The following is a 25,899-nucleotide window of genomic DNA, read 5'->3' as shown; positions in this document are numbered from 1 at the left end:
CGTCGCGGCCGGGGCCGGCCTTGCGGACGCGGTGCGGTTGCCCGCCGCCTTCCAGCTTGACGCCGTCGCGGCGCGGATTGCGCGGGCCGCGCTGCTGCTGGCGATCGCCGCGGCCGTCGTCGGGCATCGAGGCCTTGGACTTGACGCCCGAGGCCATGATCGACTGGTCGAGCAGGGCCAGGGACTTGTCGTTGCGGCGGTCGGTCGAGGGGATCTTCTGGCGCGTGACCTTTTCGATGTCGCGCAGCAGCTTCATCTCGTCGCCGGCGACGAAGCTGATCGCCGTGCCGTCGGCGCCGGCGCGGGCCGTACGGCCGATGCGGTGCACATAGGCTTCCGGCACATAGGGCAGCTCGAAATTCAGCACGTGCGAGACGCCGTCGACGTCGATGCCGCGGGCGGCGATGTCGGTGGCGACCAGGACGCGCAGCTTGCCGGCCTTGAAGGCGGCCAGGGTGCGCTCACGCTGGGGCTGGCTCTTGTTGCCGTGGATGGCGCCGGCTTCGACGCCGCCGGCTTCCAGATAGGCCGCGACCTTGTCGGCGCCGTGCTTGGTCTTGGTGAAGACCAGGCAGCGCGTGTAGTGCGGATCGGCGAACATCTCGGTCAGCAGGGCGCGCTTGCGGCCCTGTTCAATGTGGATGATCGACTGGCTGATGCGCTGGACGGTGGTGGCCTGGGGCGTCACCGAGACCTTGACCGGATCCTTGAGCAGTTCACCGGCCAGCTTCCCGATCTCGGTCGGCATGGTGGCCGAGAAGAACAGGTTCTGGCGCATGGCCGGGATGCGGCTGACGATCTGGCGGATCGGCTTGACGAAGCCGAGGTCCAGCATCTGGTCGGCCTCGTCAAGGACGAAGATTTCGGTGCAGGACAGGTCCAGCGTCTTCTGCTGCATATGATCCAGCAGGCGGCCGGGGGTGGCGACCAGCACGTCGAGGCCGGCCTGGATGGCGCGTTCCTGCGGGCCGTATTTCACGCCGCCGAAGACGACCGCGACCTTGAAGCCGAGGTGACGGCCATAGGTCTTGAAGCTCTCGGCGATCTGGCTGGCCAGTTCACGGGTCGGCGACAGGATGAGAACGCGCGTCGTGCGCGGCTTGGGGGCGACGCGGTTGGCGGCCAGGCGGTGCAGGATCGGCAGGGCGAAGGCCGCCGTCTTGCCGGTGCCGGTCTGGGCGATGCCCAGCAGGTCCTTGCCGGCCATGACGTCAGGGATGGCCTGGGCCTGGATCGGGGTGGGGGTGGTGTAGCCTTCGGAGGCCAGGGCCTGCAGCAGGGCCGGGTTCAGGCCGAAGGTGTCGAATGTCTTGCTCATGGAGCGGATGTCTTTCGCGTATGCGGCGACGCGCAACAGCCATGGCTCAACGCCGAAAAGGCCGCGCACCGCCAGTCCCGACGGGGCCTCTGAATGAGGCCTTCGGGGTGGATCGGGCGCCGCCCCGCGTGTCCGGGCAGCGAATGAATCTTGAGGGCCGGCCGCTGCTACAGTCAGGTCTTCGCGTTCTGAAGACCCACACGCGCTGGAGCGCACCGGGGCGCCGCAATTGTGCGACGCAGCGCAAATGGGCGCTCAATGGGGCCAAGTCAAGGCGGAGAGGTTAACCGCCGCCCAGCAGGCCGACCGCCAGATTGACCGTCAGGGCGACGATGACGGTGTTGAACAGGAAGGCCGTCAGACTGTGCACGGTCGTCGTGCGACGCAGGGTCTGGTCGGTGATCTGGATGTCGGCGGTCTGCTGGGCAACGCCGATGATCAGCGAGAAATGCAGGAAGTCCCAATAGTCCGGCGCCTCGCCGCCTGGAAAGACTAGGCCACCGCGGTCCTTGCCCTTGCCCGCCGGCGCATAGAAGGCGTGAGCGTAGTGGAAGGCGAAGATCACATGCACGAAGGTCCAGGACAGGGCCACGGTCGTCAGCGCCAGGACGGCGGCGCCGCCTGCCGCCTCGCCGTCGCCCGCGACGCGAACGGCCTCGCCCACCACGACGGCGATACTGGCCAGCGCCGCGAACAGGGCCAGTGGCAGGACGGCGCCGCCCGCCTCATCGAGTGCGGCGGCGCGCTGGCGGATATCGTCGGTCGAGCGGGCGCGCCTGAGCTTCCAAACGGTCTCGATCAGGAACAGGCCGACGCCGACATCCCATCCCAGGGCCAGGCGCGACAGCCAACCGCCGCCGAGGGGCCAGAACAGACTGGAGGCCGCGATCAGCAGCAGCAGGACCAGGGGCCAATGCAGGCGCAGCCAGGACGGTGATTTCATGGCGTGATGATGCGCCCGTCCCGTTCAACTACAACCGCTGTCTCCTTCGCAGTTGCAGAAATCCCCTCGACTTCCGTGGGGTCATCACGGAATGTTTCAGCTCCGCCCCCGAGGAGCTGCTCCATGTCGATGACGCCGCGCGCCGGTCTGCAGATCGCCGGGGAACTGGCCGCCTTCATCGAGTCCGAGGCGCTGCCGGGGACCGGGCTCGAGGCCGACGCCTTCTGGACCGGCGTCTCCGAAGTCTTCGCCCGGTTCGCGCCGGAGAATCGGCGATTGCTGGCGGTCCGCGACGACCTGCAGGCCCGGATCGACGCCTGGCATCGCGCACGGCGAGGCGCGGCCCATGACGGCGCGGCCTCCGAGGCCTTCCTGCGCGAGATCGGCTATCTGGTCGATGAACCGGCGCCCTTCGACATCGGCACGCGTAATGTGGACGCCGAGGTCGCAACCCTGGCCGGGCCGCAACTGGTCGTGCCCAGCCTGAACGCCCGCTTCGTGCTCAACGCCGCCAACGCCCGCTGGGGCAGTCTGTATGACGCGCTGTACGGGACGGACGCACTCGGCGACCTGCCGCCGCCGGGACCGTTTGACGCCGCGCGTGGGGCGCGGGTGGTGGCGCGGGCCAAGGCCTTCCTCGACGAGGCGGTCCCGTTGGCCGAGGGGCGGTGGGCCGATCTGGGCGATCCGCACGGCGGCATCGCCATCCGCGATCCCGGCCAGTACGTGGGCCATAGCGAGCGGGGACGGCTGTTCCGCCACAACGGCCTGCATATCGAGGTCATCTTCGACCGCGACCACCCGATCGGCCGTGACGATCCGTCGGGGATCGCCGACGTCGTGCTGGAGTCGGCGCTGTCGACCATCGTCGATCTCGAGGACTCCGTCGCCGCTGTGGACGCCGCCGACAAGGTCGCGGCGTATCGCAACTGGCTGGGCCTGATGCGCGGCGATCTGGTCGAGACCTTCGACAAGGGCGGACGGTCGCTGACCCGCGCCTTGGCCCCCGACCGGGACTTCATCGCGCCGGACGGATCGACGGTCACCCTGCCGGGGCGCTCGCTTCTGTTCGTGCGCAACGTGGGTCATCTGATGACCACGCCCGCGGTTCGCCTGCCGGACGGGTCCGACGCGCCCGAGGGGGTGCTGGACGCCATCGTCACCTCGCTGATCGGGATGCACGACGTCAGGGGACTCGGGCGCTTCCGCAACAGCCGCGCCGGCTCGATCTATATCGTCAAACCCAAGATGCACGGCCCGGAGGAGTGCGCCTTCACCAACACCCTGTTCGATGCGGTCGAGGACCTGCTGGGGCTGGAGCGCCACACCATCAAGGTCGGGGTTATGGACGAGGAGCGCCGCACCTCGGCCAATCTCGCCGCCTGCATCCATGCGGTGAAGGACCGGATCGTCTTCATCAACACCGGCTTCCTCGACCGCACCGGCGACGAGATACACACAGCGATGCAGGCCGGCCCGGTGGCTCGGAAAGGCGACATCAAGTCTTCGGCCTGGATCGCCGCCTATGAGGCGCGCAACGTCGCCATAGGTCTGAAGTGCGGCCTGTCGGGCAAGGCCCAGATCGGCAAGGGCATGTGGGCCGCGCCGGACCGGATGGCCGACATGCTGGAGCAGAAGGCGGCGCATCCGAAGACCGGCGCCAACACCGCCTGGACGCCCAGTCCGACGGCGGCGACCCTGCACGCGCTGCACTACCACCAGACCGACGTGTTCGCCCTGAGGGACGGGATCGCGGCCCAGCCGACGCCGGGTCTCGACGCCCTGCTGACGCCGCCGCTGGCGCACGGCGCGAACTGGTCGGAGGCCGAGATCGCCGAGGAGCTGGACAACAACGCCCAGGGGCTACTCGGCTATGTCGTGCGCTGGATCGATCAGGGCGTCGGCTGTTCCAAGGTGCCCGACATCCACGACGTCGGCCTGATGGAGGACCGCGCCACCCTGCGCATCTCGTCCCAGCACATGGCCAACTGGCTGCTGCACGGCGTCTGCACCGCGGAACAGGTGGATGCGGCGCTGCTCGGAATGGCGGCGAAGGTCGACGCCCAGAACGCCGCCGATCCGCTCTATCAGCCGATGGCCCCCGACCCTGACGCCAGCCTCGCCTTCCAGGCCGCGCGCGCCCTGGTGTTGGACGGCGTCAATCAGCCGAACGGCTATACGGAGCCGTTGCTGCATGCGTTTCGGCTTAAGGCGAAGGCATCAGGCAACAGGCAGTAGGCATCAGGAGGCGCACAGACCTGTTGCCTGTCGCCTGATGCCTGATCCCTCGACCTACTGGCCGCTGCCCGAGCGCCAGAGGTTGTTGGTCAGGGGCTCCAGCAGATAGCCTAGCGCCGTCCGCTTGCGCAGCAGCACCACGACCTCGACCGGCGCGCCGGGGCGGAGGGTCTCGGCGCCGCGGCCCATCTTGGCCAGTTCGCTGGCGGGGACCACGATCTCGGCCCGGAAATAGCTGGCTCCGGTTTCCTCAACGGTGAAGCTGTCGGCGGAAATGCGGGTGACGCGGCCGTGAATGATCGGCGGGTTGCGCTCGCGCAGGCCGGGGAACCGGACCTCGGTGCTCTGTCCGATGCGCAGGTTGTCGACGTCGTTGGGGGCGATCTGGGCGACGATGACCTGCGAGGCGTCGCGGGGAACGATCTCCATGAGCGTCTGGCCGGGCTGGATCACGCCGCCCTGGGTGAAGATGGTCAGGCCGACGACCTCGCCCGAGGCCGGCGCCCGCACCTCGTTGCGCGCGATCTGGGCCCGCAGCTCGACCATTCGCGGACGCAACTCATTCAGCTGGACGTCGATCTGGCGCAGCTGGTCGGCCACGTCCTCGTTCATCTTGGTGGAGACGCCCGACATCTGCAGCCGGGTCTCGCCGACCGCTTCCCGCGACTGGGCGATCTGGGCCCGCAGGGATCCCAGCTCGCCGTCCAGCTGGGCGGCCGTGCGTTCGAGGGCCCGCACCCGCGTCAGCGGAGCATAGCCCTTCTCGGCCAGGCTGCGCATGCCGGCGAGTTCTTCCTGGATCAGCCGCTGCTGCTCGATGTTGGCGACGATCTGGCCCTGATAGCCGGCGATCTGCTCATTCAACTGGGCGACGCGCTGGCCCAGCACCCCGGTCTCGGTCGATCGGCCGGTGCGGCGCGCGCTGAACTGCTGCTGCTGAATGCGCAGGGATTCCCGCGCCAGCACCAGGTCCTCCGCCGAGAGATCGGCGAACTCGGCGGGGGTCGGAATGCCGCCCAGCCTGTCGCGTTCGGCGATCAGCCGGGCCCGCTGGGCGATCAGGGCATAGACCTGACTGGCCACGCCGCGTTCGGTGGCCTTGAGCTCGCCGCTGGAGAGTTGAAGCAGGACCTGGCCGGCGCGGACGGTGTCGCCCTCGGCCACCAGCAGAGCGCTGACGACGCCGCCCTCGCGGTGCTGGACGGCCTGCCGGTTGCCGGAAATCGCGACCTGGCCCTGGGCGTAGGCGCCGGCGTCCAGCGGAGCCATCGCGGCCCACCCCAGGAAGATGACGAAGAACAGCACGATGATCGTGCCGCCGATCACCAGTTCCCGGCGGGGATTGTCCAGCGCGACGGTCGGTCCGGCCGTCGGCGCCGGAGGCACGGGGCCGTCGGGCGGAGGCGGCAGAGGGTTCTGGGGGGCGACGACATCGGTCATTGGGTGCGCCGCGGATGGTTCTGGGCCGGCTGGGCGGACGGCTGGGGCTGAGCCTGCCGCTGCTGCGGCTGGCCCGGCGGTTGAGGTGTCGACTGGCCGGCCGGGGCCGCCGGACGGCCGGCGGTGGCGCGCATCTTCTCCAGCACCTCCTCGCGCGGCCCCTCCAGCTGGACGACGCCTTCGCGCATCATCAGCAGCCGGTCGACCCGCGCCAGCACGCCGGCCCGATGGGCGATGATGACCACGGCCGCGCCACGGGCGGCGGCGCCCAGAATGGCCTGCATCAAGGCCGCTTCGCCTTCCTGGTCGAGGTTCGAGTTGGGCTCGTCCAGCACCAGCAGGACCGGGTCGTTGTAGAGCGCGCGCGCCAGGGCCACGCGCTGGGCCTGCCCCGCCGAGAGGCCCTGACCATAGGGCCCCAGAACGGTGTCATAGCCATTCGGCAAGCGCAGGATCAGCTCATGGGCGCCCGCGGCCATGGCCGCCTTCACCGCGTTCCGGTCGGCGGTTTCCTGATCCACGCCGATCGAGGTCGAGAAGCGCGAGATATTGTCCTTGATCGAGCCGGCGAACAGGCTGGGGACCTGGGGCAGATAGCCGATCCAGCGGGCCAGTTCGTCGCCGTCGCGGGCTTCATACTCCGCGCCGTCCAGCCGCACGGCCCCGGCCTGGGGTTTGAGGGCTCCGGCGATGACGCGGGCCAGCGTGGTCTTGCCGGAGCCGCTTGAGCCGACGATGCCCAGCGTCTCGCCGGGCTTCAGCGAGAAGGCGACGCCGCGGAGCTGCGGGGACTCGGTATCGGGGAATTTCACCGAAACCCCCTCGACCTGCAGCCGGCCCCTGGGGTCGGGCAGGGTGGTGCGTTCGCGTTCGACCGAGGCGGTGCCGGCGAACAGGTCGGTCAGGGTCTTCCAGCTGGCGACGGCCTGCACCAGGCTGGGCCACACCCCGACCAGCAGTTCGATGGGGGCGACGGCGCGGCTGAGCAGCACCGAGGCGGCGATGATGGAGCCCGGGGTGATCTCGCTCTTCACCGCCAGATAGGCGGCGAGGCCCAGCGCAGCCGACTGCATCACCAGGCGCAGGAATTTGATCGCGCCTGAATAGTGTCCGCCGGCCAGCTGGGCGTCGGCCTGGGCGGCCGTGGCCAGTTGGCGTTGTTCGATCTGACGCGCGATCGAGGATTGGCGCATGCCGAGGGCGCGGACCACCTCGGCCTGGCTGGCGACGCCTTCCTGGGCGGCATAGGCGTGGTTCTGGGACTGGATCGCCTTGTTCAGGCGGGGGCGGGTATCGCGCTCGTTCAGCCAGGCGAGGGTGAACAGGATGATCCCCCCCACCAGCGTCAGCACGCCGATGGCCGGGTGAAGCAGGAAGCAGCACAGCAGGTAGATCGGGGTCCACGGCGCATCGAACAGGGCCAGCATGCCCTGACCGCCGATGGCCCCCCGCACATTGTCGAACTCGCGCAGCGCCTGGGTGTTGGGCGACTTGGCCTGCAGGTCGACGACCCGCGCCAGCACCTTGCCGGACAACAGACGGTCAAGCCGCAGCCCGGCCCGAAGCATCAACCGTCCGCGCAGCCAGTCGAGCCCCGCGAGCGCGGCCAGGGCGAAGACGGCGACCGCTGTGATGAGAACGAGGGTGGTCAGCCCGCCGGTCGGCACGACGCGGTCATAGACCTGCATCATGTAGAGGGTGGGGGTCAGGTACAGCAGGTTGACCAGGGCCGAGAACAGAAAGGCCCAGATAAAATGGGTCTTGCACGCCTTCAGCGCCTCGGCGAGGGGCTCGGTGCCCGGCTTGCTGGGAAGCAGGTTCTTTAACACGGGGCGGTCAGTTCCAGCGGATCGGGCCGTCAGTCTAACGGTTTGATGCGATTACAGATAGGCGGCGCAGTCGCCACGGAAAATACCAGAATTTGGGTGCGACGGAGGCGTTATCGTTTCAGTCGGGTAATCAGCACGCGCCGGCAGGGATGTGGAATCTGTCAGAACCGTAACTTGCGAGCCTTTCCGCGCGATGACAAGGTTCCTTTACTTCACGGAGGGCTCCCATGCTGACGATCGAAAACCTGACCCATGTCTACGGCAACGGAACGCGGGCGCTGGACGATGTCAGCCTGAGCATCCCCAAGGGGATGTTCGGCCTGCTGGGACCGAACGGGGCGGGCAAGTCGACGCTGATGCGCTCGATCGCGACCTTGCAGACGCCCACGTCGGGTTCGATCCGCTTCGGCGACATCGACGTGGTCAAGGATCCGGAAAGGCTGCGGCGGGTGCTCGGCTATCTGCCCCAGGATTTCGGCGTCTATCCGCGGGTCTCCGCCTACGACATGCTGGACCATATGGCGGTGCTGAAGGGCGTCTCCAACGGCAAGGACCGCAAGGCGACGGTCGAGGCCCTGCTGCACCAGGTCAATCTGTGGCCGGTGCGCGGCAAGGCGCTGGCGGGATTCTCGGGCGGCATGCGCCAGCGCTTCGGCATCGCCCAGGCCCTGATCGGCAACCCCGAACTGATCATCGTCGACGAGCCGACCGCCGGCCTCGACCCCGAAGAGCGCAACCGCTTCCTCAACCTGCTGGCCGAGGTGGGCGAGAACGTCGTCGTCATCCTGTCGACCCATATCGTCGAGGACGTGACCGACCTGTGCCCGCGCATGGCGGTGCTGGCGGGCGGCAAGATCCAGCTGGAGGGCTCGCCGGTCGAACTGACCCATGCGCTCGAGGGCCGGGTCTGGCGCAAGACCATCGACAAGGCGGATCTGGCCGCCCAGCAGGCCAGCCGGAACGTCATCTCGACCCGCCTGTTCGCGGGCCGGACCGTGATCCACGTCCTGTCCGACACCAACCCGGGCGACGGCTTCGAGCGGGCGCCGGGCGGGCTGGAGGACGTCTATCTGGCGACCGTCAACGCCTCGCGCCGCGCGGCCTGAGGGACGGATCATGTTCGCCAAGATCGCCAGTTTCGAATTCCGCTACCAGCTGCGCCAGCCGGCCTTCTGGGTCATCGCCATCGTCTTCGGCCTGCTGGCCTTCGGCGCTGTGGCCAGCGACAATGTCTCGCTCGGCTCCGGCGGCAATGTGTTCAAGAATGCGCCCTACGCCCTGGCCGGCGCGCACATCGTCTTCAATGTCTTCTTCATGCTGGCGACGACGGCGATCGTGGCGAACGTCGTGGCGCGGGATACCCAGACCGGCTTCGGACCGATGATCCTCTCCACCCGGATCACCAAGGGCGCCTATCTGTACGGCCGCTTCTTCGGCGCCTTCGCCGCGGTGGCGCTCTGCTACATGAGCATCGCCATCGGGACCCTCGTGGGCACCTTCATGCCCTGGGTCGATCCGGAGACGATCGGGCCCCTGCGGCTGGGCGACTACGCCTATGCCTATGGCGTGTTCGGCCTGACCGGCCTGTTCCTGACCTCGGCCCTGTTCTTCATGCTGGCGACGATCACCCGGTCGATGATGGCGACCTATATCGGCGTCGTCGCCGTGCTGATCGCCTATCTGGCCTCGACCGGCGTGCTGGGTTCGCGCCCTGAGTTCGAGACGGCCATGGCCTGGGCAGAGCCGTTCGGCTCCGGCGCCTACGCCCTGGTCACCAAATACTGGACGGCGACCGAGCGGAACACGCTCAACGCGCCGATCGAAGGCGTGCTGCTGTGGAACCGGGTGATCTGGACCGCGGTCGGCGCCGTCTTCCTGGCGGCAGCCTATCTGCTGTACCGGCCCTCGCCGCGCGGAGCCAAGCTGAAGAAGCAGGAGCGTCTGAAGGCGCTGGTCGAGAAGGACGTCGTCGTCACGCCGATCGGCGCCCTGCCGCGCCCGACCTACGGCTTCGCCAGCGGCCTGACCCAGCTGTGGTCGCGCGCCGTGTTCGAGACGGTGCTGGTGTTCAAGAGCCCCGCCTATGTGGTGCTGGTGCTGCTGGCCATGGCCTTCGCCGTGGCGACGCTGTTCTTCACCGGAGAAATCTACGGAGCCCCGATCCTGCTGGTGACGCGCGTGGTGATCCAGGGGTTGACGGGCACCTTCGGACTGATCTCGATCGTCATCGCCATCTATTATTCGGGCGAGCTGGTCTGGCGGGATCGTGACCGCAAGGTGCACGAGATCATCGACGCCTCCTCGACGCCGGACTGGACGTTCCTGGTTCCCAAGACCCTGGCCCTGGCCCTGGTGCTTATCTCGACCCTGCTGATCGGCGTCCTCGCCGGCATGGCGACCCAGACGATCAAGGGCCACACCGACTACGAACTGGGCAAATACCTGCTCTGGTATGTGTTCCCGCAGTCGCTGAGCTTCCTGCAGCTGGCCGTGCTGGCGATCTTCGTCCAGGCCCTGTCGCCCAACAAGTTCGTCGGCTGGGCGATCATGGTGGTCTACATGATCTCGACCATCGTGCTGTCGAACCTCGGCTTCGACCACGTCCTGTACCGCTACGGCGCCGGCATCGGCGTGCCGCTGTCGGACATGAACGGTCGGGGCGATTTCGCCGGCTTCGCCGCCTGGCTGGACGCCTACTGGAGCGCCTTCGCCGTCGTCCTGCTGGTGCTGGCCTATGCGCTGTGGCGGCGTGGGACGGAGCAACGGCTGTGGCCGCGGCTGAAGCGGATGCCGCATCGGCTGGCGGGGCCCGCGGGTCTGATCGGCGGGGCGGCCCTCGCGGCCTTCGTCGGGCTGGGCGTCTTCATCTACATGAACACAAACGTCTGGAACGAGTACCGGACGCAGGAGGCGCAGGAGAAGGAACAGGCCGCCTATGAGAAGGCCCTGCTCCGGTACGAAGCCACGCCCCAGCCGGCGGTGGCGGATGTGCGGCTGGTCATGGACCTGCGACCGCATCAGCCGAAGCTGACCACGCGCGGAACCTATGTGCTGGTGAACAACACCGATGCGCCTCTGCCCGAGGTCCACCTGCGCTGGACCGATGATCTGGAGATGGTCCGCCTGGCCGTCGAGGGCGCGACCGTCGCCCGCGAATGGGAGGATTTCGAGTACCGCATCTACCGGTTCGCCACGCCGATGCAGCCGGGCGAGCGCCGCACCGTGACCTTCGAGACGGTGCTGGAGCAGCGCGGCTTCAGGGCCAACGGCAACACCACCCGGCTGGTCGACAACGGCAGCTTCGTAAACAACATGGAGTTCGCGCCCATGGTCGGCATGGACCGCCAAGGGCTGCTGACCGACCGCACCAAGCGCCGCAAGCTGGGCCTGCCGGCCGAGCTGCGTCCGGCGAAGCTGGAGGACGAATCCGCCCGGCGCCGCAACTACATCGGCGCCGACTGGGTCACCGCCGACATCACCGTCAGCACCGAGGCCGACCAGACGGTGGTCGCGCCCGGCCAGATGGTGTCCGACGTGGTCAACGGCGGCCGCCGCACCAGCCGGTTCGTGACCGAGTCGCCCGTGCTGAACTTCTTCTCGGTGCAGTCGGCCCGCTATGAGCGGACGGCGCGGATGCACAACGGCGTTGAGATGGTGGTTTTCCACGACCCCGCCCACGACCGCAACGTGCCGCGGATGCTCGACGCCCTGTCGTCGTCGCTGGACTATTTTCAGGCCAATTTCAGCCCCTACCAGTTCCGGCAGGCGCGGATCGTGGAGTTCCCGGACTACGCCAGCTTCGCCCAGTCCTATCCGAACACCTTCGCCTGGTCCGAAGGCCTCGGCTTCATCGCCGACCTCAGCGACCCGACCAAGGTCGACTACGTGACCTATGTCGCCGCGCACGAGTTCGCTCACCAATGGTGGGCGCACCAGGTCGTCGGCTCCAACCAGCAGGGCATGACCGTCCTGTCCGAGACCCTGGCCCAGTACTCCGCGCTGATGGTCATGGAGAAGATGTACGGTCCGGAGCAGATTCGCCGCTTCCTCAAGCAGGAGCTGGACCGCTACCTGCGCTCGCGCGGCACGGAGCGGCTGGAGGAGATGCCGCTGATGCGGGTCGAGAACCAGCAGTACATCCACTACCAGAAGGGCGGACTGGTCATGTATCTGCTGCGCGACCAGATCGGCGAGGAGGCGGTCAACCGGGCCCTGCGCCGGGTGCTCGCGCAGTACGCCTTCCGGGGCGCGCCCTATCCGCGCTCTCTGGACCTGATCGCCGCCATCCGGGCCGAGGCTCCGGCCGACAAACAGGCCCTGATCACCGACCTGTTCGAGAAGATCACCCTGTATGACGTCAAGACGACCGGGGTGACGGCGACGCGCCGGGCCGACGGCCGCTGGGACGTCGCGGTCACCGTCGACGCCCGCAAACTCTATGCGGACGGCGAGGGGGTCGAGACGGCGGCGCCGCTGAACGAAGTGTTCGACGTCGGCCTGTTCACCGCCGAGCCCGGCAAGGGCGCGTTCGATGAGGACGACGTGATCCTGCTGGAGCGCCGCCCGATCCGGTCAGGGGTGCAGACCCTGCGCTTCATCACCACGCGGGAGCCGCGCTTCGCGGGGGTGGACCCGTACAACAAATGGATCGACCGCGACTCGAACGACAATGTGCGCGCGGTGGATTGAGAACTCTTCGCGCATCGCCTGTTTTCGAGAGCGATGATCAGCTTAACGTTGATTTCACGGCTTGATGCGTCTGGTCGTCCTGAAGGGGGCGCCGATGCGTCAAAGCTTGCTGGGTTTCGACGAAGCCTTCGATCGCACCGCCGCCGAAACACGGGGTCAGGCGGCCGCGCGGGCGGCCATCGGCGTCATGGTCTTCGCGACCGGGACGACGGCGATCCCCCTGCCGGCCCTGCTGGTCTGGGCGGCCATGTATGTGACCGGCGACCTGACGCTCTGGATCGCGACCGACCCCGCCAACCAGCGACGGGCGCCCGTGCTGTTCCGGACGTTGAGACTGGCCGCCACCCTCCTGTCGACCTGCGCCTGGGTGATAATCGGGACGCTCTGGTGGGTGTCGCCGGGAGACTACACCAAGGCCGTCGGGGTCGGGCTGATCGCCGGCGTGCTGCTCTATGTGGTGCGGGGATGCCACCGCTCGCTGGCGCAGATGCTGGTGTCGGGCCTGCCTCCTGTGATCGCCCTGCTCGTCCTGCCCTTCACCGGCGAGACCACGATGGCCAAGGTCGGACTGTTCGGGTCCCTGGCCCTGCTGGTCGCCTACGCCGTCAGTTCCGGGATCAACGCATGGTCCGCCCATCGCCGCCTGCAGTTGACCACCGAGGCGCTGATCCAGAAACAGCAGGAAGCGGAAGCCGCCAGCACGGCCAAGAGCCAGTTTCTCGCCAATATGAGTCACGAGATCCGCACGCCCCTGAACGGGGTCCTGGCCATGGCGCACGTCCTGCACAAGGGTGACTTGCCGGATCGGGAACGGGAGGCCGCCGGCCTCATCTGCGCCTCGGGCGAGCTACTGGAACGCCTGCTCTCCGACATCCTCGACCTGGCCAAGGTCGAGGCCGGACAGATGAAGATGGAAGAGACGGCCTTCGATGTCGTCGGCTTGACGCGCAGCGTTGCGGCCCTGAGCCGGATGCGGGCGGAGGAAAAGGGCGTCCGCCTCGTGGTCGAAACCGATCCGGAGGCCGAAGGTCTCTACCTCGGCGACGCCGTCCGCGTCCGCCAGGTCCTGAGCAATCTGCTGTCGAATGCGGTGAAATTCACCGAGGTCGGCGAAGTGCGCGTCCGGCTTGCGCCCGACCTGAGTGGCGCCCTGCGCTTCGAGGTCTCCGACTCCGGCGTCGGCTTCGATTCTGCGCTGAAGGAGCGACTCTTCGCCCGGTTTGAGCAGGCCGACGGCTCGATCACACGACGGTTCGGCGGCAGCGGTCTGGGCCTTGCGATCTCGCGAAGCCTCGTCGCCATGATGGGCGGAGAACTCGACTGCGACGGATCGCCCGGCCGCGGGGCGCGGTTCTGGTTCAGCCTGGCGATGCCGCGCGCCGGGAGCGCCGTCGCGCCCCCGGCCTCGGAGTTTGCGCCGACCCCGCTGACCGAACCGCAGGGACTGAGACTGCTCGTCGCGGACGACCATCCGACCAACCTCAAGGTCGTCGAGATCATCCTGGCGCAGAGCGGCATGGCCATCACGACGGTGACGGACGGGCTCCAGGCGGTCGAGGCCCAAGCGCGGGAGTCCTTCGACGTCATCCTCATGGACATGCAGATGCCGGTGATGGACGGGCTCACGGCAGTGTCGCGGATTCGCGCCGCGGAGGCTGCGAGCGGCGGGCGGAGGACCGCGATCGTGATGCTCACCGCCAACGCCGGCCCGGAACATGTCGCAGCAGGCAAGGCGGTGGGCGCGGACGCCTATCTGACCAAGCCGATCTCGCCGGCGAGACTGTTCGACGCCATCGCCGAGGCGATGGCGGCCGCTGAGGCGCCCGCCCTGCCGGCGGAGCAGGACTGCGCGGCCTGACCTAGCGCGTGCCGAACAGCCGGTCGCCCGCATCGCCCAACCCCGGCACGATATAGCCGTGGTCGTTCAGCCGCTCGTCGACGGCGGCGGTCCAGATCGGCACGTCGGGGTGCCAGCCGCGCAGGCGCTCCAGGCCCTCGGGCGAGGCGACGAGGCAGACGAAGCGGAGGTTGGTCACGCCGCGCTCCTTGAGCCGTTCGATGGCCGCGACGGCCGTGTTGCCGGTGGCCAGCATGGGGTCGATGACCACGCACAGGCGCTCGGCCACGTCCTCGGGCGCGCGGAAATAGTATTCGACGGCGTCGAGCGTCACCGGTTCGCGGTACAGGCCGATGTGGCCGACGCGGGCCGAGGGGACCAGCTCGAGCATGCCCTCGACCAGCCCCAGGCCGGCGCGCAGGATGGGAACGAAGACCATCTTCTTGCCGGCGATGCGCTGGCCGGTGGTCGGGCCGACGGGGGTCTCGACCGGATAGTCCTCCAGCGGCAGGTCGCGGGTGACCTCGTAGCAGAGCAGGGTCGAGATCTCGCGCAGCAGCTGGCGGAAGCGGGCGGTCGAGGTGTCTTTCGCCCGCATGATGCTGAGCTTGTGGGCCACCAAGGGATGGGTGACGACAGTGACGCCGTCCATCTTGAAGGGCTGGTTCGGCATCAGAATACGGTCCCGTCGGAGAGGATGGTCAGGGGCGGTCCGCCCCCCGGACGACGTTCGGCGGCGGAGCGGCGGCCGGCGGCCCAGGTGCCGCCCTCCAGCACGCTGGCCAGCGGCATGGCTTCGGCGCTGACGCCCAGTTCGGCGCGGACCAGCGGCGCGATCCTGTCCAGCAGGGCCACGGTCATGCCGCGCCAGCCGACCACCAGCGGATCAGACACCGGCCAGGGTCTGGCGGCGTCGGCCGGGTCCTTCAGCGTCAGCACGCCGAGGTCCATGAACAGGCCGCCGTTGCGGTACTCCGCCAGTCCGGTCAGGCCGTCGAGATCGATGACCTCGACACCCGCGGTCTGCAGCGGTTCGACCAGCGAATAGCTGAGCCACTGCGACAGTTTGTGGATCGGCAGGAGGCCGTCGGTGGCGTCGTCGCGCTTGATGGCGGGGTGCCGCCAGCAGTCGCCGAGATCGACGCCGCCCAGTGTCAGCCGGTCGCGCCAGACAGGCCCCAGCGCCTCCAGCAGCACTTCGAGGATGACCGGCGCGCGCAGACGGTCCTGTTCGTCGGCGCGGTCGACCATGGCGTCGAACAGGCCGCCGGGGCGGGGCTCGTCCTCCAGGGCGAACAGGTCGGGCTCGGCGAGGCAGGCCTGACCCAGACGGCGCAGCAGCGCGGCGCGGCCCTCAAGCCCGACCAGCGGGTTCTTGGGCGTGACCTGAAAGCCTTTCGCCAGATCGGCGGCGGTCAGGAAGGTCAGGGCCACGGCGTCGACGCGCCAGGGGTCGTCCTCGGTGATCGAGAAGGCCCCGGCCTCGAACATCCGCAGGGAGGCGATGGCCAGACCCTCGGAGCGCGCCAGAGTGCGGCCCGTGCGGGCGTCCCTGTAGGACCAGTCCGGTCCGGCGCCGGCGTCGAGCAGGACCGAGACGATGGCCAGGTCGAACTCGGTCCGCGCCCGCGAGGCGGGGTCGAGCCAGTCGCGGGCGTCGGCCACCGGACCCCACAGATCGACGCCGTCGACGGCGAAATGCCGCCAGCGCGCGTGGAAGGGCACGGCCAGGGTCGGATACTGGTCGCGGATGACGGCGGCTACATAGCGTGCGGCTTCCGGCAACCGGTCGAGGTCGACGGTCCAGTGATCGAGGCCGCCGGCGACGCCGATCGCCAGCATCTCATGGGCCCGTTCGCGGACGGCGGCGGCGTTGAGCAGGCTGTGCGCCTGCTGCGTTTCAGAACTGCTCAAGGTCGCGGCCCACCACGCGGGTCAGGTCCTCGGCCGACGGCGGCGCGTCGGGGGTGAAATAGCCGGCCGCCTTCTTGGCCTCCATCTCCACCGAGGCGTCGGGCGGCACAAGGTAGTCGGGGATCGGCACCCGCTCGCCGATCTCGATGCCGGATTCGGTCAGGGCGTCGTGCTTCATGTTGGACATCGACACGAAGCGGTCGATCTTCGTGATGCCCAGCCAGTGCAGGATGTCGGGCATCAGTTGCTGGAAGCGGGCGTCCTGGACCCCGGCGACGCATTCGGTGCGCTCGAAATAGGTCGCCGCCTGGTCGCCGCCCGGCTGGCGCTTGCGGGCGTTGTAGACGAGGAATTTCGTGACCTCCCCGAGGGCCCGGCCCTCCTTGCGGTTATAGGCGATCAGGCCCGCGCCGCCGTCCTGGGCCTCGCGGATGCATTCCTCGATGCCGTGGGTCAGATAGGGGCGGCAGGTGCAGATGTCCGAGCCGAACACGTCCGAGCCGTTGCACTCGTCATGGACGCGGCAGGTGAGGCGGCGGTTGGGGTCGGCGATCGCGGCCGGGTCGCCGAAGATATAGAGGGTGATGCCGCCGATCGGCGGCAGGAAGACCTTGATGTCGGGCCGGGTGACGAGGTCGGCGTACATGCCGCCGGTCTGTTCGAACAGGGTGCGGCGCAGGGCGGTCTCGGTGACGCCGAACCGTTCGGCGATGCCGGGCAGGTACCAGACGGGATCGATGGCGGCCTTGGTCACGGCGACGTCGCCGCTCTCATGCACGATCTGGCCGTCGGCCTTGAGCCGGCCCGCGGCGATGGCCTCGCCGATCTCGCCCAGCTGCAGACGGGCGCGGGTGACGGCGATGGTCGGTCGGATGTCGACGCCCTCGGCCAGTTCCTCGGCGAAATCCTCGGCGACGCGCGCGCCCCAGGGGTCGAGCGAGACGATCTTCGAGGCGTCCGTCCACTGCAGGAACGGCCCCATCGGCGTGGTCGGCGAGGTATTGGTCAGATCGGGCCGGTTGTTGGCGCTCATGGCGCCCGAGGACACGGCCAGGGCGCGATAGACCGAATAGGCCCCGCCGTGCGCGCCGATGGCGTTGCGGTCGCTGCCGGAGTTGACTGTGCCGATGACGGGTCCGCGCTGTTTCGCGGTGGCGGCGCCCCACTCGATGGGAAAGCGGCTGACGGTTCCCGCGCCGGGGTGGGAGTTGAGCCGGATGTGGCTCGGACGATTGGACATGTTTCCTCACTCGAACCGGCTTGTTGTTTTTCTTGCGCCGGACTCATCAGGACACACCCGATCGCGAGGCATGTCCAGTGGGCGTGCGTTCCGGACCCGGTTCTGAAGGGGCGAGAAGGGACGGAAAAATTGCCAGGGGTTTTCCGGTGCGGCAGCGCCGGCGGGAGAAGGCGGAATCTGCGGCGTCCGGAGCAGCCTCAGGGGGAGATTCAGGGTGTCAAAGATCGTGCCTGCGGGGCGATCACACTGAAGCACACGCCGACGTCAGAAACGGTCGCAGGCCGCTAAACTGTGCCGAACTCCGCCTGCGTCCGGGTCGAAAGGGGAGGATCAGGGGTCGGGAAGGGAGAGTTTATCGGGGGCGGGATGACACGGTCCGGATCGCCTCGGCCTGAGGCATAAGGACACCTGCAGACTGTTCGGCTTGACCCATGGCCTTGGGCGACGGCTGATCCGCAGATGACTGGCATTCAGGAACAGGCGGCGGTCGTCATCGGCGCATCCGGCGGGATCGGCGCGGCGCTGGTGCGTCGCCTTGAGGCGTCCGGGCCTTTCGCCGTGGTCCACGCCCTGTCGCGTTCGGGCACGGGGTTCGATCTGGAGGACGAAGCCTCGATCGCCGCCGCCGCCGCGCGAGTGGGCGAGGGGCCGGCCCCGACGCTGGTGTTCGTCGCCACCGGCGTGCTGCACCACGGGTTCGAGCCGGAGCGCAGCTGGCGCGCCCTCGACGCGGACCATCTGCTGCGCGACTATCGGATCAATGCGGTCGGTCCGGCGCTGGTCGCCAGACATTTCCTGCCGCTCCTGCCGCGCGACCGGCGGGCGGTGTTCGCGGCCCTGTCGGCGCGGGTCGGCTCGATCGGCGACAACCGGCTGGGCGGCTGGCACAGCTATCGCGCGTCCAAGGCGGCCCTGAACATGCTGCTGCGCAATCTGGCGGTCGAGCTGGGGCGCACCCATCCGCAGGCGGTGATCGCCGGGCTGCATCCCGGAACCGTCGACACCGGCCTGAGCGCGCCGTTCCAGAAGGGCGTGAGGCCGGAGACGCTGTTCACCTCCGACTATTCGGCGGAACGGTTGCTGGCGGTGATCGACGGTCTGACGCCCGCGGACAGCGGCGGCGTCTTCGCCTGGGACGGCGCGCGGATCCCGGAATGACCAACCCCTGATCGCCAAGGCTTGACTCCCTCACACAGTATGTCGCATACACTGTGTGTCACACACTATGTGAGATGCAGGGAAGCGGCATGAGCCTCGATCCGGACCTTTATGAAAGCATGCGGCTGGAGCTGCGGCGCGGGTCGCTGGTGCTGGCGGTTCTCGCCTGCCTCAGGACCGAGCGGTACGGCTACACCCTGCGTCAGGCCCTGGCCGCCGACGGGCTCGAGATGGAGGAATCGACCCTCTATCCGCTGCTGCGCCGGCTGGAGAGCCAGGGCCTGCTGAACAGCGAATGGCGCGAGGAGGAGAAGCGGAAGAAGCGCTTCTACGTCCTGTCGCCCGGGGGCGTGGCCATGCTGGCGGCCCTGACCGACGAGTGGCGGGGGATCAACGCCTCGCTCGACAAGATTCTTTGAGATTTGGGCTGAAGGGGAAAAGCCATGGACCTGATTGACCGCTATCTGAACGCCGTCGCCGCGCAGCTGCCGCAGGACGAACGGGCCGACATCATCGCCGAGCTGCGCGACCTGATCCTGAGCCGGTTCGAGGCGAAGGAAGAGGAACTGGGCCGCGCCCTGACCGAGGACGAGCAGGAGGCCATCCTGCGGGAGATCGGCCATCCGCTGGTCGTGGCGGCCCGCTATCGCAAGGGTCCGGACTCGCTGGTGGGGCCGGCGCTGTTTCCCTACTGGCTGTTCGGGGTGAAGGCCGGGTTGCTGGTGCTGGGCGCGGTCTACGCCATCACCCTTTTCATCCGACTGATCGGCGGCGCGGACGATGCGGGACAGGCGATCGGCAACGCCTTCCATGGCTTCTTCAGCTCGGGCCTGACCCTGATCGGCGTGGCCACCGTGGCGGCCGCCGTCTTTGAGCATCAGGGCATCCGGCCGGCGTGGATGACCAACTGGCGGGTGAAGGATCTCGGCGCCTTTGGCCTGGCCGATCCGGCCGCCTGGGGCGCGTCGATGACCGGAACCGAGACGGCCAGGGCGACGTGGATGCCGAAACCCCGGGCCAGGGCCTGGCCGGGCGGGGAGTATCTGTTCTCCTTCCTCGCCGTCGGCATGTTCGTGCTGTGGTGGGTCGGGGTGCTGCATTTCCCCGGCCTGGTGTCGCTCGAGCTGCGCGGCGAGGACGCCGTGGTCAGCGGAGCCCCGATCTGGTCGATCCTGTTCGGGCCCATCCTGCTGTACGCCTTCGCCCAGATGGCCATCGATCTGGCCAGCCTCTTCCGGCCGTATGCCGTCCGGGCGCGGGCGGCGGCCCAGATCGTCGTCGCGGGCGCCGGCCTGTGGCTGACCTGGGCCATCTTCGAGGCCGGGCACTGGTTCACCCTGACGCGCGGCGAGGAGACGGCCCGGATCGCCGGCGACTGGACGATGCTGGACTTCGACACGCTCCGGAACCTCGGCGACGGCGCGCGGGATCTGGTCGGGATCGCCAGCACCCTGTCGGTGGTGCTGGTCTGGGCGCTGGCCATCTCGGCGCTCAGCCTGGCGTTCAAGATCCTCGCCAACCTGGGGCGGCTGGCGCGGGGATAGCATTCCTCTCCCAGCGGAGCGTTGCGCCGCCGCTTGGCGTCCCGGCCTCAGGGAAGCGGAGAGCCGGGACGGCAAGACGCCGCTCCTGGGTCGAACGCAGACTGCCTCGACCCACTCCCATGTCCGAAAACCGCGAGACTTCCAGGGCCGCAACGCTCATTCTGCGGCCATGGAAAACGCCGGCGAACTCGATCAGGAGGCCTGCTACCGCGCCGTGCTGACGCGGGATGCGCGGTTCGACGGACGGTTCTTCGGCTGCGTGAAGACCACCGGCATCTACTGCCGGCCGGTCTGCCCGGCACGGACGCCGAAGCGGGAGAATATGTTTTTCGTGGTCTCGGCGGCGGCGGCGGAAGAGGCGGGCTTTCGCGCCTGCCTGCGCTGCCGGCCCGAGACGGCGCCCGACATGGGCGCGTGGCGCGGCACGTCCAATACGGTCAGCCGGGCCCTGGCCCTGATCGAGGCGGGGGCTCTGGACGAAGGGGATGTGGACGGCTTGGCCGGGCGGCTGGGCGTCGGCGAGCGGCATCTGCGCCGGCTGTTCCGCCAGCATCTGGGCGCGGCCCCGGTCAGCGTGGCGCAGACCCGGCGGGTGCTGCTGGCCAAGGCCCTGATCCACCAGACCGACCTGAGCATGGCCCAGGTGGCGCTGGGCTCCGGCTTCGGCAGCGTGCGGCGGTTCAATGAGACGTTCCAGGCCCTGTACGGCCGCCCGCCCTCGGCGCTGCGGCGGCGCGGCGAGCGGGCGCACGCGGGCGGGGTGCGGCTGAGCCTGTCGTTCCGACCACCCTATGACTGGGATGCGATGTTCGCGGCCCTGACGGCGCGCGGCGATGCGGTCGAGGGGCGGCGCTGGTCGCGGGATCTGACGCGGGACGTGGACGGCGCCGACGGCGCGGTCACGGTCGAGCCGGCGGAGACGGGCAGGGTGTCCGTCTGCGTCGAGGCCGACGATCTGAAGGCCCTGCCGGGCGTGTTGGCGCGGGTGCGGCGGGTGTTCGACCTGTCGGCGGACCCGGAGGCCATCGGGCGCGACCTGGCGGGGGATCCGGTGCTGAGGCCGCTGGTCGCGGCGCGGCCGGGCCTGCGGCTGCCCGGCGACTGGATCGACGACGGGGCCGAGCCGCCCAACGACAGACTGCCCGATGAAACACTCGCCGCCCGCGCCGAGGCCTGGCGTCCGTGGCGAGCCTATGGGGCGCTGCATCTTGCACTGGCGGGCATCAGCGGCGCGGATTTGATGGAGAACGATGATGCGAAACGCGCAGCCTGAGACCCTGACCCTCGACCGGGTCGCCACGCCGGTGGGCGAGGTGCTGCTGGTCACCGACGGCGAGGGCGCCGTGCGGGCGCTGGACTTCGCCGACTACGAAGACCGGATGAGCCGGCTGCTGCGCCGCCATGCGCCGGGGGCGACAGTCGCCGATGGACGGGCGCCGGAGGGCGTGCGGGCCGCGGTCGAACGCTATTTCAGCGGCGACGTTCGGGCGCTTGACGGGCTGACGGTCAGGACCGGCGGCACGGAGTTCCAGCGCACGGTCTGGAAGGCGCTGCGGGCCATTCCCGCGGGCGAGACGCGGACCTATGGCCAGCTGGCGGCGGCGATCGGCTCGCCCAGGGCGGTGCGCGCCGCGGGTCTTGCCAACGGCCAGAATCCGATCGCCGTCATCGTGCCCTGCCATCGCGTGATCGGCGCCAACGGGACGCTGACCGGCTATGCCGGGGGAATCGAGCGCAAACGGTGGCTGCTGGACCATGAGCGCCGCGCCTGAGGGCGCGGGTCTAGAATTTGTAGTTCAGGCCCACCTGGATGATCGGGAACAGCCCGTATCCCTCGGTCTCTTCGGTGATGCGCTGGCTCTCGTCGCGCAGCCGGGCCTGGAAGGTCGCGTCGTTGGACAGGCTGCCGCCGGTCGAGGTCAGGGCGACCTCGGGCGCATCGCTCCAGGCCACGCCGGCGACGGCGCGGAAGCCCCAGCGACCGCTGCGGTAGAAGGTGTCGTCCCAGCCGAGGCCGATGAAGGGCGCGACGTCGCCCAGTTTGACGGCGCCGTTCAGCGTGCCGACCTGACTGGCCGAATAGGTCTGGCCGCCGATCTCGACCGGTCCCGTGGGCGTCGCGGCCAGGGCGATGTCACGGTCGCCGAGGTAGGCCCCGCCGGAAATCAGCAGGCCGTTGGCCATAGGGTGCATGTCGATGAAGGCGCCGACCGTGTCGAAGGTCAGGTCGGCGTTGTAGTCGACGCCGTCATAGCGCTCGTCGGCGCTGTGGGTCAGGCGGTCCAGAGACCCCCGGAGGGTGAAGATCGGACCGAGCTTGACCTGTACATCGAGGCCGACCCCGGACGTGCCGGCTGTGGCGCCGACGGCGACGCCGGGTTCCGACGGTTGCGCCATCGCCGATCCGGCGGACAGAAGCAGGGCGGCGCCCACGAGGGGGATCAGACGCATGGGAGTCTCCAGAGCTGACGACCCTTCCAACCTGTTCGGGTTAAGATCGTGTTTCCCATACCCGCGCGCGGCGGCCGTCGCGCGAGGTCTTGACCAGACGGCGTCCGCTGGCGTCATCTGGCGTCGGGATGCTGGGGAGCAGAACCATGAAACCGACGCTGCTTGCGGCGCTGTGCGCAATCCTCTGTGCGGGGCCGACCCTCGCGCTCGCGCAGGATGAGGACGACTGGGAATTCCAGCACGAGGCCAGCCTGAACCAGACGGTCGCCGCCGTCCGCTATGACGCGGGCGTGGCCATTGTGCTCCAGTGCCGGGACAATGCGCTTTCGGCCGCCCTCGTCGGCATGCCCGCCGGCGTGGGGGGCATCGAGGTGCAGGCGCGCCGCGCCGATGGACGGACCGATCTGCAGACGTGGGTTCCGGGGCCGCAGCCGGGCGTCATGCTCAGCACCGTGCCCGCGCGGGATATCCGCTTCATGCGTGGCGGCGGCCTGTATTCGGTTCGCACGGTCGATGGAGCGCCGCGGGCCTTGCGCACCAATTTCGACCTGCCGACCCAGTCGGCCAATCTGGACCGGGTGCTGACGGCCTGCGGCTGGGCCCTGACGGATGACCGGGACCAACTGGGCCGGGCCGGGAGCGAGGTCAGCTTCCGGGATCCCGCTGCACCGCCGCCGCGCCTGCCGCAGCCCCGGCGCGGACGTGGGGCCCGGCCGGGGATGCCCGACGCGCCTGAAGCGCCTCCGCCCGGCGTGCCGGTGCCTGAACCGGCGGAAAGCCAGATCAGCTGCGTTCTGCGCGCTATGCGGCTGACGCTCTGCCGGCTCGACCATCCACCGACCGCGGCGGGCAACGAGGCCAGGCGGTCGCTGCGCAGGCTGGAGGGCGTCCAGATGTACGCGGCGGACGCCGCTGCGGCGGAAGGCAAGGTCGTCTACACGGCGGGTCCCCGCACCGTGACCGTGATCGACTACATCGCTGTCGGCCGTTAGCCGGGGCTTGCATTTCCCCGCCATCCGCCTAGATTGTCCCTGCTTATGCTAAAAGTGAGCATAAGTCGGTGGCAGGCCCCCGCATTTGGGGGTCGTTCTTTGGGTCACAGATTTGCTCAAATCGAGCAAAAGGGATGCGGAATGGCTGACGGCGCGTTCGGATTGTCCAGGGAACTGGAGCGGGAAACCGCCCCGGTCTGGGCCAAGGTCAAGGATCATGTGACGCCCATGGAGTGGCCGGCGCAGGCCGCCCTGATCCACGAGATCAATGCGCTCAAGAAGACGCGCGACGCCGTCATCCTGGCCCACAACTACATGACGCCCGAGATCTTCCACGGGGTCGGCGACTATGTCGGCGACAGCCTGGGCCTGGCCAAGGAGGCCGCGCGGTCGAAGGCGAAGGTGATCGTCCAGGCCGGCGTGCATTTCATGGCCGAGACCTCGAAGATCCTGTCGCCCGAAAAGACCGTGCTGATCCCCGACCTGCGCGCCGGCTGCTCGCTGGCGGCCTCGATCACGGGGGCGGACGTGCGGCTGATCAAGCAGCGCTACCCGGGCCTGCCGGTGGTGACCTATGTCAACACCACCGCCGATGTGAAGGCCGAGACCGACATTTGCTGCACCAGCGCCAACGCCGTGCAGGTGGTGGAATGGGCGGCGAACCAATGGGGCGTCGACCGGGTCATCCTGATCCCCGACGAATTCCTCGCCCGCAATGTCGCGGCCCAGACCCATGTCGGCATCATCGCCTGGAAGGGCCGTTGCGAGGTGCATGAGCGCTTCACCGCCGCCGACATCGCCGAGATGCGCGCCGCCTATCCGGGCGCGGAAATCCTCGCTCACCCGGAGTGCCCGGACGACGTCCTGGCGGCCTCGGACTTCGCCGGATCGACCGCAGCGATGATCGACTATGTCACCGCGCGCCGACCCCGGCAGGTGGTGATGCTGACGGAATGCTCGATGGCGGCGAATGTCGCGGGCGATGTGCCGGAGGTGCAATTCATCGGCCCCTGCAACCTGTGCCCGCATATGAAGCGGATCACCCTGGAGAACATCCGCGACTGCCTGCTGAACATGCAGTTCGAGGTGACCGTGCCCGAGGATGTCGCCGAACGCGCTCGGCTGGCGGTGCAGCGGATGGTGGACCTGCCGCCGCCGGCGGTCCCGGCGCGCTACGACATGATCAAGGCGCGGCACCATGTGGCGGTGGAGCTGATCTGATGCACTACGTCCCGCCCGTCCGCGCCGTAGCGTCGATCGACACGCGCAGCCTGCGGCTTCTCGCCCTCCTGGCCTTGTGGCTGCGGTCGGAAAAGGCCACGTCGTCGGGATGACAGACAGCCGAACCCCACGCCCCGGTCCCTGGGATCCGAAGCCCGAACCCGCCGCCCCCCAACGGGACGCGGTTGCAGCCGACCGGGGTCCGCCTCGCGTCGCCGAGCCGCCGCTGGACAAGGGTCAGCACCCGGTCTGGGCCGTGGTCTCGACCCTGCTTCTGGGCGCCTTCATCTGGTGGGTCAGCGGCAGCTGGGTGGTCGCGGTCGCGGCCATCTGGGGTCTGCTGGTGCATGAGTACGGCCATGTGCTGGCGATGAACCGGCTCGGCATGGGGCCGGCGAAGATCTACATCATCCCCTTCCTCGGCGGGGTGGCGAAGAGCCAGCGCCTGCCGAAGAGCGAATGGGACGGGGTGCTCGTTTCCCTCGCCGGGCCCGGGTTCGGCCTGCTGGCCGCCATCCCCTTCTTCGCCGGCTATATCGGCACCGGTCAGGGCATGTGGCTGCTGGGCGCGGCGGTGATCGCCCTGATCAATCTGGTCAATCTGGCCCCGGCGCCGCCCCTGGACGGCTCCAAGGCCCTCGGCCCCGTGCTGGCGCGCATCCACCCCCACGTCGAACGCGGAGCCATGGTGCTGATCGGCGCGCTGGTGGTGTTCTGGGGCCTGACCACGGGCCGGTTCATCCTGGCCGCCTTCCTGGCCATCGCCCTGATCGGCCACCTGCGTCGCGGCGCATGGCGGCCTGAGGGCCGGCCCCTGACGGGGCGTGAAGCCGGACAGAGCCTCGGCCTGTTCCTGGCCGCGGCCCTCGCCTGCGTCGGCGTGGGCGTGGCGGCGCTGATGCCGTTGGCGGGCGGCTCGCTGCCCGGCGCGCTGACCATGGCCGGCGGTTATCTGGGGATCGGCCGTTGAGCCGCACCGTCCATCATGACGGGCCGCTGATCATCGGCGGCGGACTGGCGGGGCTGTCGGCCGCGCTGGAGGCCGGGCCGCGCAAGGTGCTGGTGGTGACGCCGGCGCCGCTGCT

20 protein-coding genes are annotated in these 25,899 nt (G+C 68.9%); 12 read left to right on the top strand and 8 right to left on the bottom strand.

Features of this window, described 5'->3' with window-relative positions:
* Together QQJ79_RS09850 and QQJ79_RS09845 are read right to left on the bottom strand one after the other, a co-directional pair.
* Window positions 1-1,318 (bottom strand): DEAD/DEAH box helicase (locus QQJ79_RS09850; protein ID WP_284222754.1); only part of this gene is annotated, 1,318 nt, incomplete at its 3' end.
* Window positions 1,319-1,601: 283 nt separating this feature from the next.
* Window positions 1,602-2,261: a DUF1345 domain-containing protein gene (locus QQJ79_RS09845; protein WP_284222753.1), complete on the bottom strand. Its 660-nt coding sequence runs from the start codon at window positions 2,259-2,261 to the stop codon at window positions 1,602-1,604.
* A 123-nt stretch (window positions 2,262-2,384) separates the two neighbouring features.
* Here QQJ79_RS09845 and QQJ79_RS09840 point away from each other — a divergent pair, with 123 nt between their 5' ends.
* A complete protein-coding gene (locus QQJ79_RS09840; protein ID WP_284222752.1) occupies window positions 2,385-4,499 on the top strand; it encodes a malate synthase G in 2,115 nt (704 codons plus the stop codon).
* 54 nt (window positions 4,500-4,553) lie between these two features.
* On the opposite strand, the gene QQJ79_RS09835 is transcribed toward QQJ79_RS09840, so the two are convergent.
* Window positions 4,554-5,939 (bottom strand): HlyD family type I secretion periplasmic adaptor subunit, encoded by a 1,386-nt coding sequence (locus tag QQJ79_RS09835; RefSeq protein WP_284222751.1) that lies wholly within the window; start codon window positions 5,937-5,939, stop codon window positions 4,554-4,556.
* On the bottom strand, window positions 5,936-7,768 hold the full coding sequence (locus QQJ79_RS09830) for a type I secretion system permease/ATPase (RefSeq protein ID WP_284222750.1): 1,833 nt from the start codon (window positions 7,766-7,768) through the stop codon (window positions 5,936-5,938). The genes QQJ79_RS09835 and QQJ79_RS09830 overlap by 4 nt, the downstream gene beginning before the upstream one ends.
* Window positions 7,769-7,995: 227 nt before the next feature.
* On the opposite strand from QQJ79_RS09830, the gene QQJ79_RS09825 reads away from it, so the two are divergent.
* The 3 genes from QQJ79_RS09825 to QQJ79_RS09815 all read left to right on the top strand — a co-directional run bounded on the left by QQJ79_RS09825 (window position 7,996) and on the right by QQJ79_RS09815 (window position 14,315).
* The gene (locus QQJ79_RS09825; RefSeq protein WP_284222749.1) at window positions 7,996-8,874 is read left to right on the top strand and encodes an ABC transporter ATP-binding protein; all 879 of its coding nucleotides are present in this window, start codon (window positions 7,996-7,998) and stop codon (window positions 8,872-8,874) included.
* 10 nt (window positions 8,875-8,884) lie between these two features.
* Window positions 8,885-12,457, top strand: a complete 3,573-nt coding sequence (locus QQJ79_RS09820; RefSeq protein WP_284222748.1) for an ABC transporter permease/M1 family aminopeptidase — start codon at window positions 8,885-8,887, stop codon at window positions 12,455-12,457.
* 94 nt (window positions 12,458-12,551) lie between these two features.
* Window positions 12,552-14,315, top strand: a complete 1,764-nt coding sequence (locus QQJ79_RS09815; RefSeq protein WP_284222747.1) for an ATP-binding protein — start codon at window positions 12,552-12,554, stop codon at window positions 14,313-14,315.
* Between the two features lies 1 nt (window position 14,316).
* Here the strand turns inward: QQJ79_RS09815 and upp are convergent, their stop codons facing one another.
* The 3 genes from upp to QQJ79_RS09800 are packed head-to-tail and all read right to left on the bottom strand — an operon-like array spanning window position 14,317 to window position 17,448.
* Window positions 14,317-14,946 carry a uracil phosphoribosyltransferase gene (upp, locus tag QQJ79_RS09810; RefSeq protein ID WP_284222756.1) on the bottom strand — a complete coding sequence of 210 codons (630 nt, stop codon included), beginning with the start codon at window positions 14,944-14,946 and terminating at the stop codon, window positions 14,317-14,319.
* 20 nt (window positions 14,947-14,966) lie between these two features.
* The gene (locus QQJ79_RS09805; protein WP_284222746.1) at window positions 14,967-16,208 is read right to left on the bottom strand and encodes a URC4/urg3 family protein; all 1,242 of its coding nucleotides are present in this window, start codon (window positions 16,206-16,208) and stop codon (window positions 14,967-14,969) included.
* Window positions 16,195-17,448 carry a GTP cyclohydrolase II gene (locus QQJ79_RS09800; RefSeq protein WP_284222745.1) on the bottom strand — a complete coding sequence of 418 codons (1,254 nt, stop codon included), beginning with the start codon at window positions 17,446-17,448 and terminating at the stop codon, window positions 16,195-16,197. The genes QQJ79_RS09805 and QQJ79_RS09800 overlap by 14 nt, the downstream gene beginning before the upstream one ends.
* 459 nt (window positions 17,449-17,907) lie before the next feature.
* On the opposite strand from QQJ79_RS09800, the gene QQJ79_RS09795 reads away from it, so the two are divergent.
* The 5 genes from QQJ79_RS09795 to QQJ79_RS09775 all read left to right on the top strand — a co-directional run bounded on the left by QQJ79_RS09795 (window position 17,908) and on the right by QQJ79_RS09775 (window position 21,922).
* Window positions 17,908-18,606: an SDR family NAD(P)-dependent oxidoreductase gene (locus tag QQJ79_RS09795; protein ID WP_348521785.1), complete on the top strand. Its 699-nt coding sequence runs from the start codon at window positions 17,908-17,910 to the stop codon at window positions 18,604-18,606.
* An 89-nt stretch (window positions 18,607-18,695) separates the two neighbouring features.
* The gene (locus tag QQJ79_RS09790) at window positions 18,696-19,025 is read left to right on the top strand and encodes a PadR family transcriptional regulator (RefSeq protein ID WP_284222744.1); all 330 of its coding nucleotides are present in this window, start codon (window positions 18,696-18,698) and stop codon (window positions 19,023-19,025) included.
* Window positions 19,026-19,049: 24 nt separating this feature from the next.
* Entirely contained in the window at window positions 19,050-20,150 is a 1,101-nt protein-coding gene (locus tag QQJ79_RS09785; protein WP_284222743.1) for an HAAS signaling domain-containing protein, read from the top strand.
* A gap of 169 nt (window positions 20,151-20,319) precedes the next feature.
* A complete protein-coding gene (locus tag QQJ79_RS09780) occupies window positions 20,320-21,423 on the top strand; it encodes a bifunctional transcriptional activator/DNA repair enzyme AdaA (protein ID WP_284222742.1) in 1,104 nt (367 codons plus the stop codon).
* Window positions 21,404-21,922: a methylated-DNA--[protein]-cysteine S-methyltransferase gene (locus QQJ79_RS09775; protein ID WP_284222741.1), complete on the top strand. Its 519-nt coding sequence runs from the start codon at window positions 21,404-21,406 to the stop codon at window positions 21,920-21,922. Before QQJ79_RS09780 ends, QQJ79_RS09775 begins: the two co-directional genes overlap by 20 nt.
* 10 nt (window positions 21,923-21,932) lie before the next feature.
* Here the strand turns inward: QQJ79_RS09775 and QQJ79_RS09770 are convergent, their stop codons facing one another.
* Entirely contained in the window at window positions 21,933-22,601 is a 669-nt protein-coding gene (locus tag QQJ79_RS09770; RefSeq protein ID WP_284222740.1) for a hypothetical protein, read from the bottom strand.
* 146 nt (window positions 22,602-22,747) lie between these two features.
* Between QQJ79_RS09770 and QQJ79_RS09765 the strand changes: the two genes are divergently transcribed.
* The 3 genes from QQJ79_RS09765 to QQJ79_RS09755 all read left to right on the top strand — a co-directional run bounded on the left by QQJ79_RS09765 (window position 22,748) and on the right by QQJ79_RS09755 (window position 25,784).
* On the top strand, window positions 22,748-23,593 hold the full coding sequence (locus tag QQJ79_RS09765; protein WP_284222739.1) for a hypothetical protein: 846 nt from the start codon (window positions 22,748-22,750) through the stop codon (window positions 23,591-23,593).
* A gap of 141 nt (window positions 23,594-23,734) precedes the next feature.
* Window positions 23,735-24,814, top strand: coding sequence for a quinolinate synthase NadA (gene nadA, locus QQJ79_RS09760; RefSeq protein WP_284222738.1), 1,080 nt, complete (start codon window positions 23,735-23,737; stop codon window positions 24,812-24,814).
* Window positions 24,815-24,923: 109 nt separating this feature from the next.
* Window positions 24,924-25,784, top strand: coding sequence for a metalloprotease (locus QQJ79_RS09755; protein ID WP_284222737.1), 861 nt, complete (start codon window positions 24,924-24,926; stop codon window positions 25,782-25,784).
* The last annotated feature ends 115 nt before the right edge of the window (window positions 25,785-25,899 follow it).

The organism is Brevundimonas denitrificans (assembly GCF_030160755.1).
GTDB classification, from domain to species: domain Bacteria; phylum Pseudomonadota; class Alphaproteobacteria; order Caulobacterales; family Caulobacteraceae; genus Brevundimonas; species Brevundimonas denitrificans.
The sequence above is the reverse complement of the archived record's forward strand: the minus strand, read 5'-3'. Positions and strand labels throughout refer to the sequence as shown.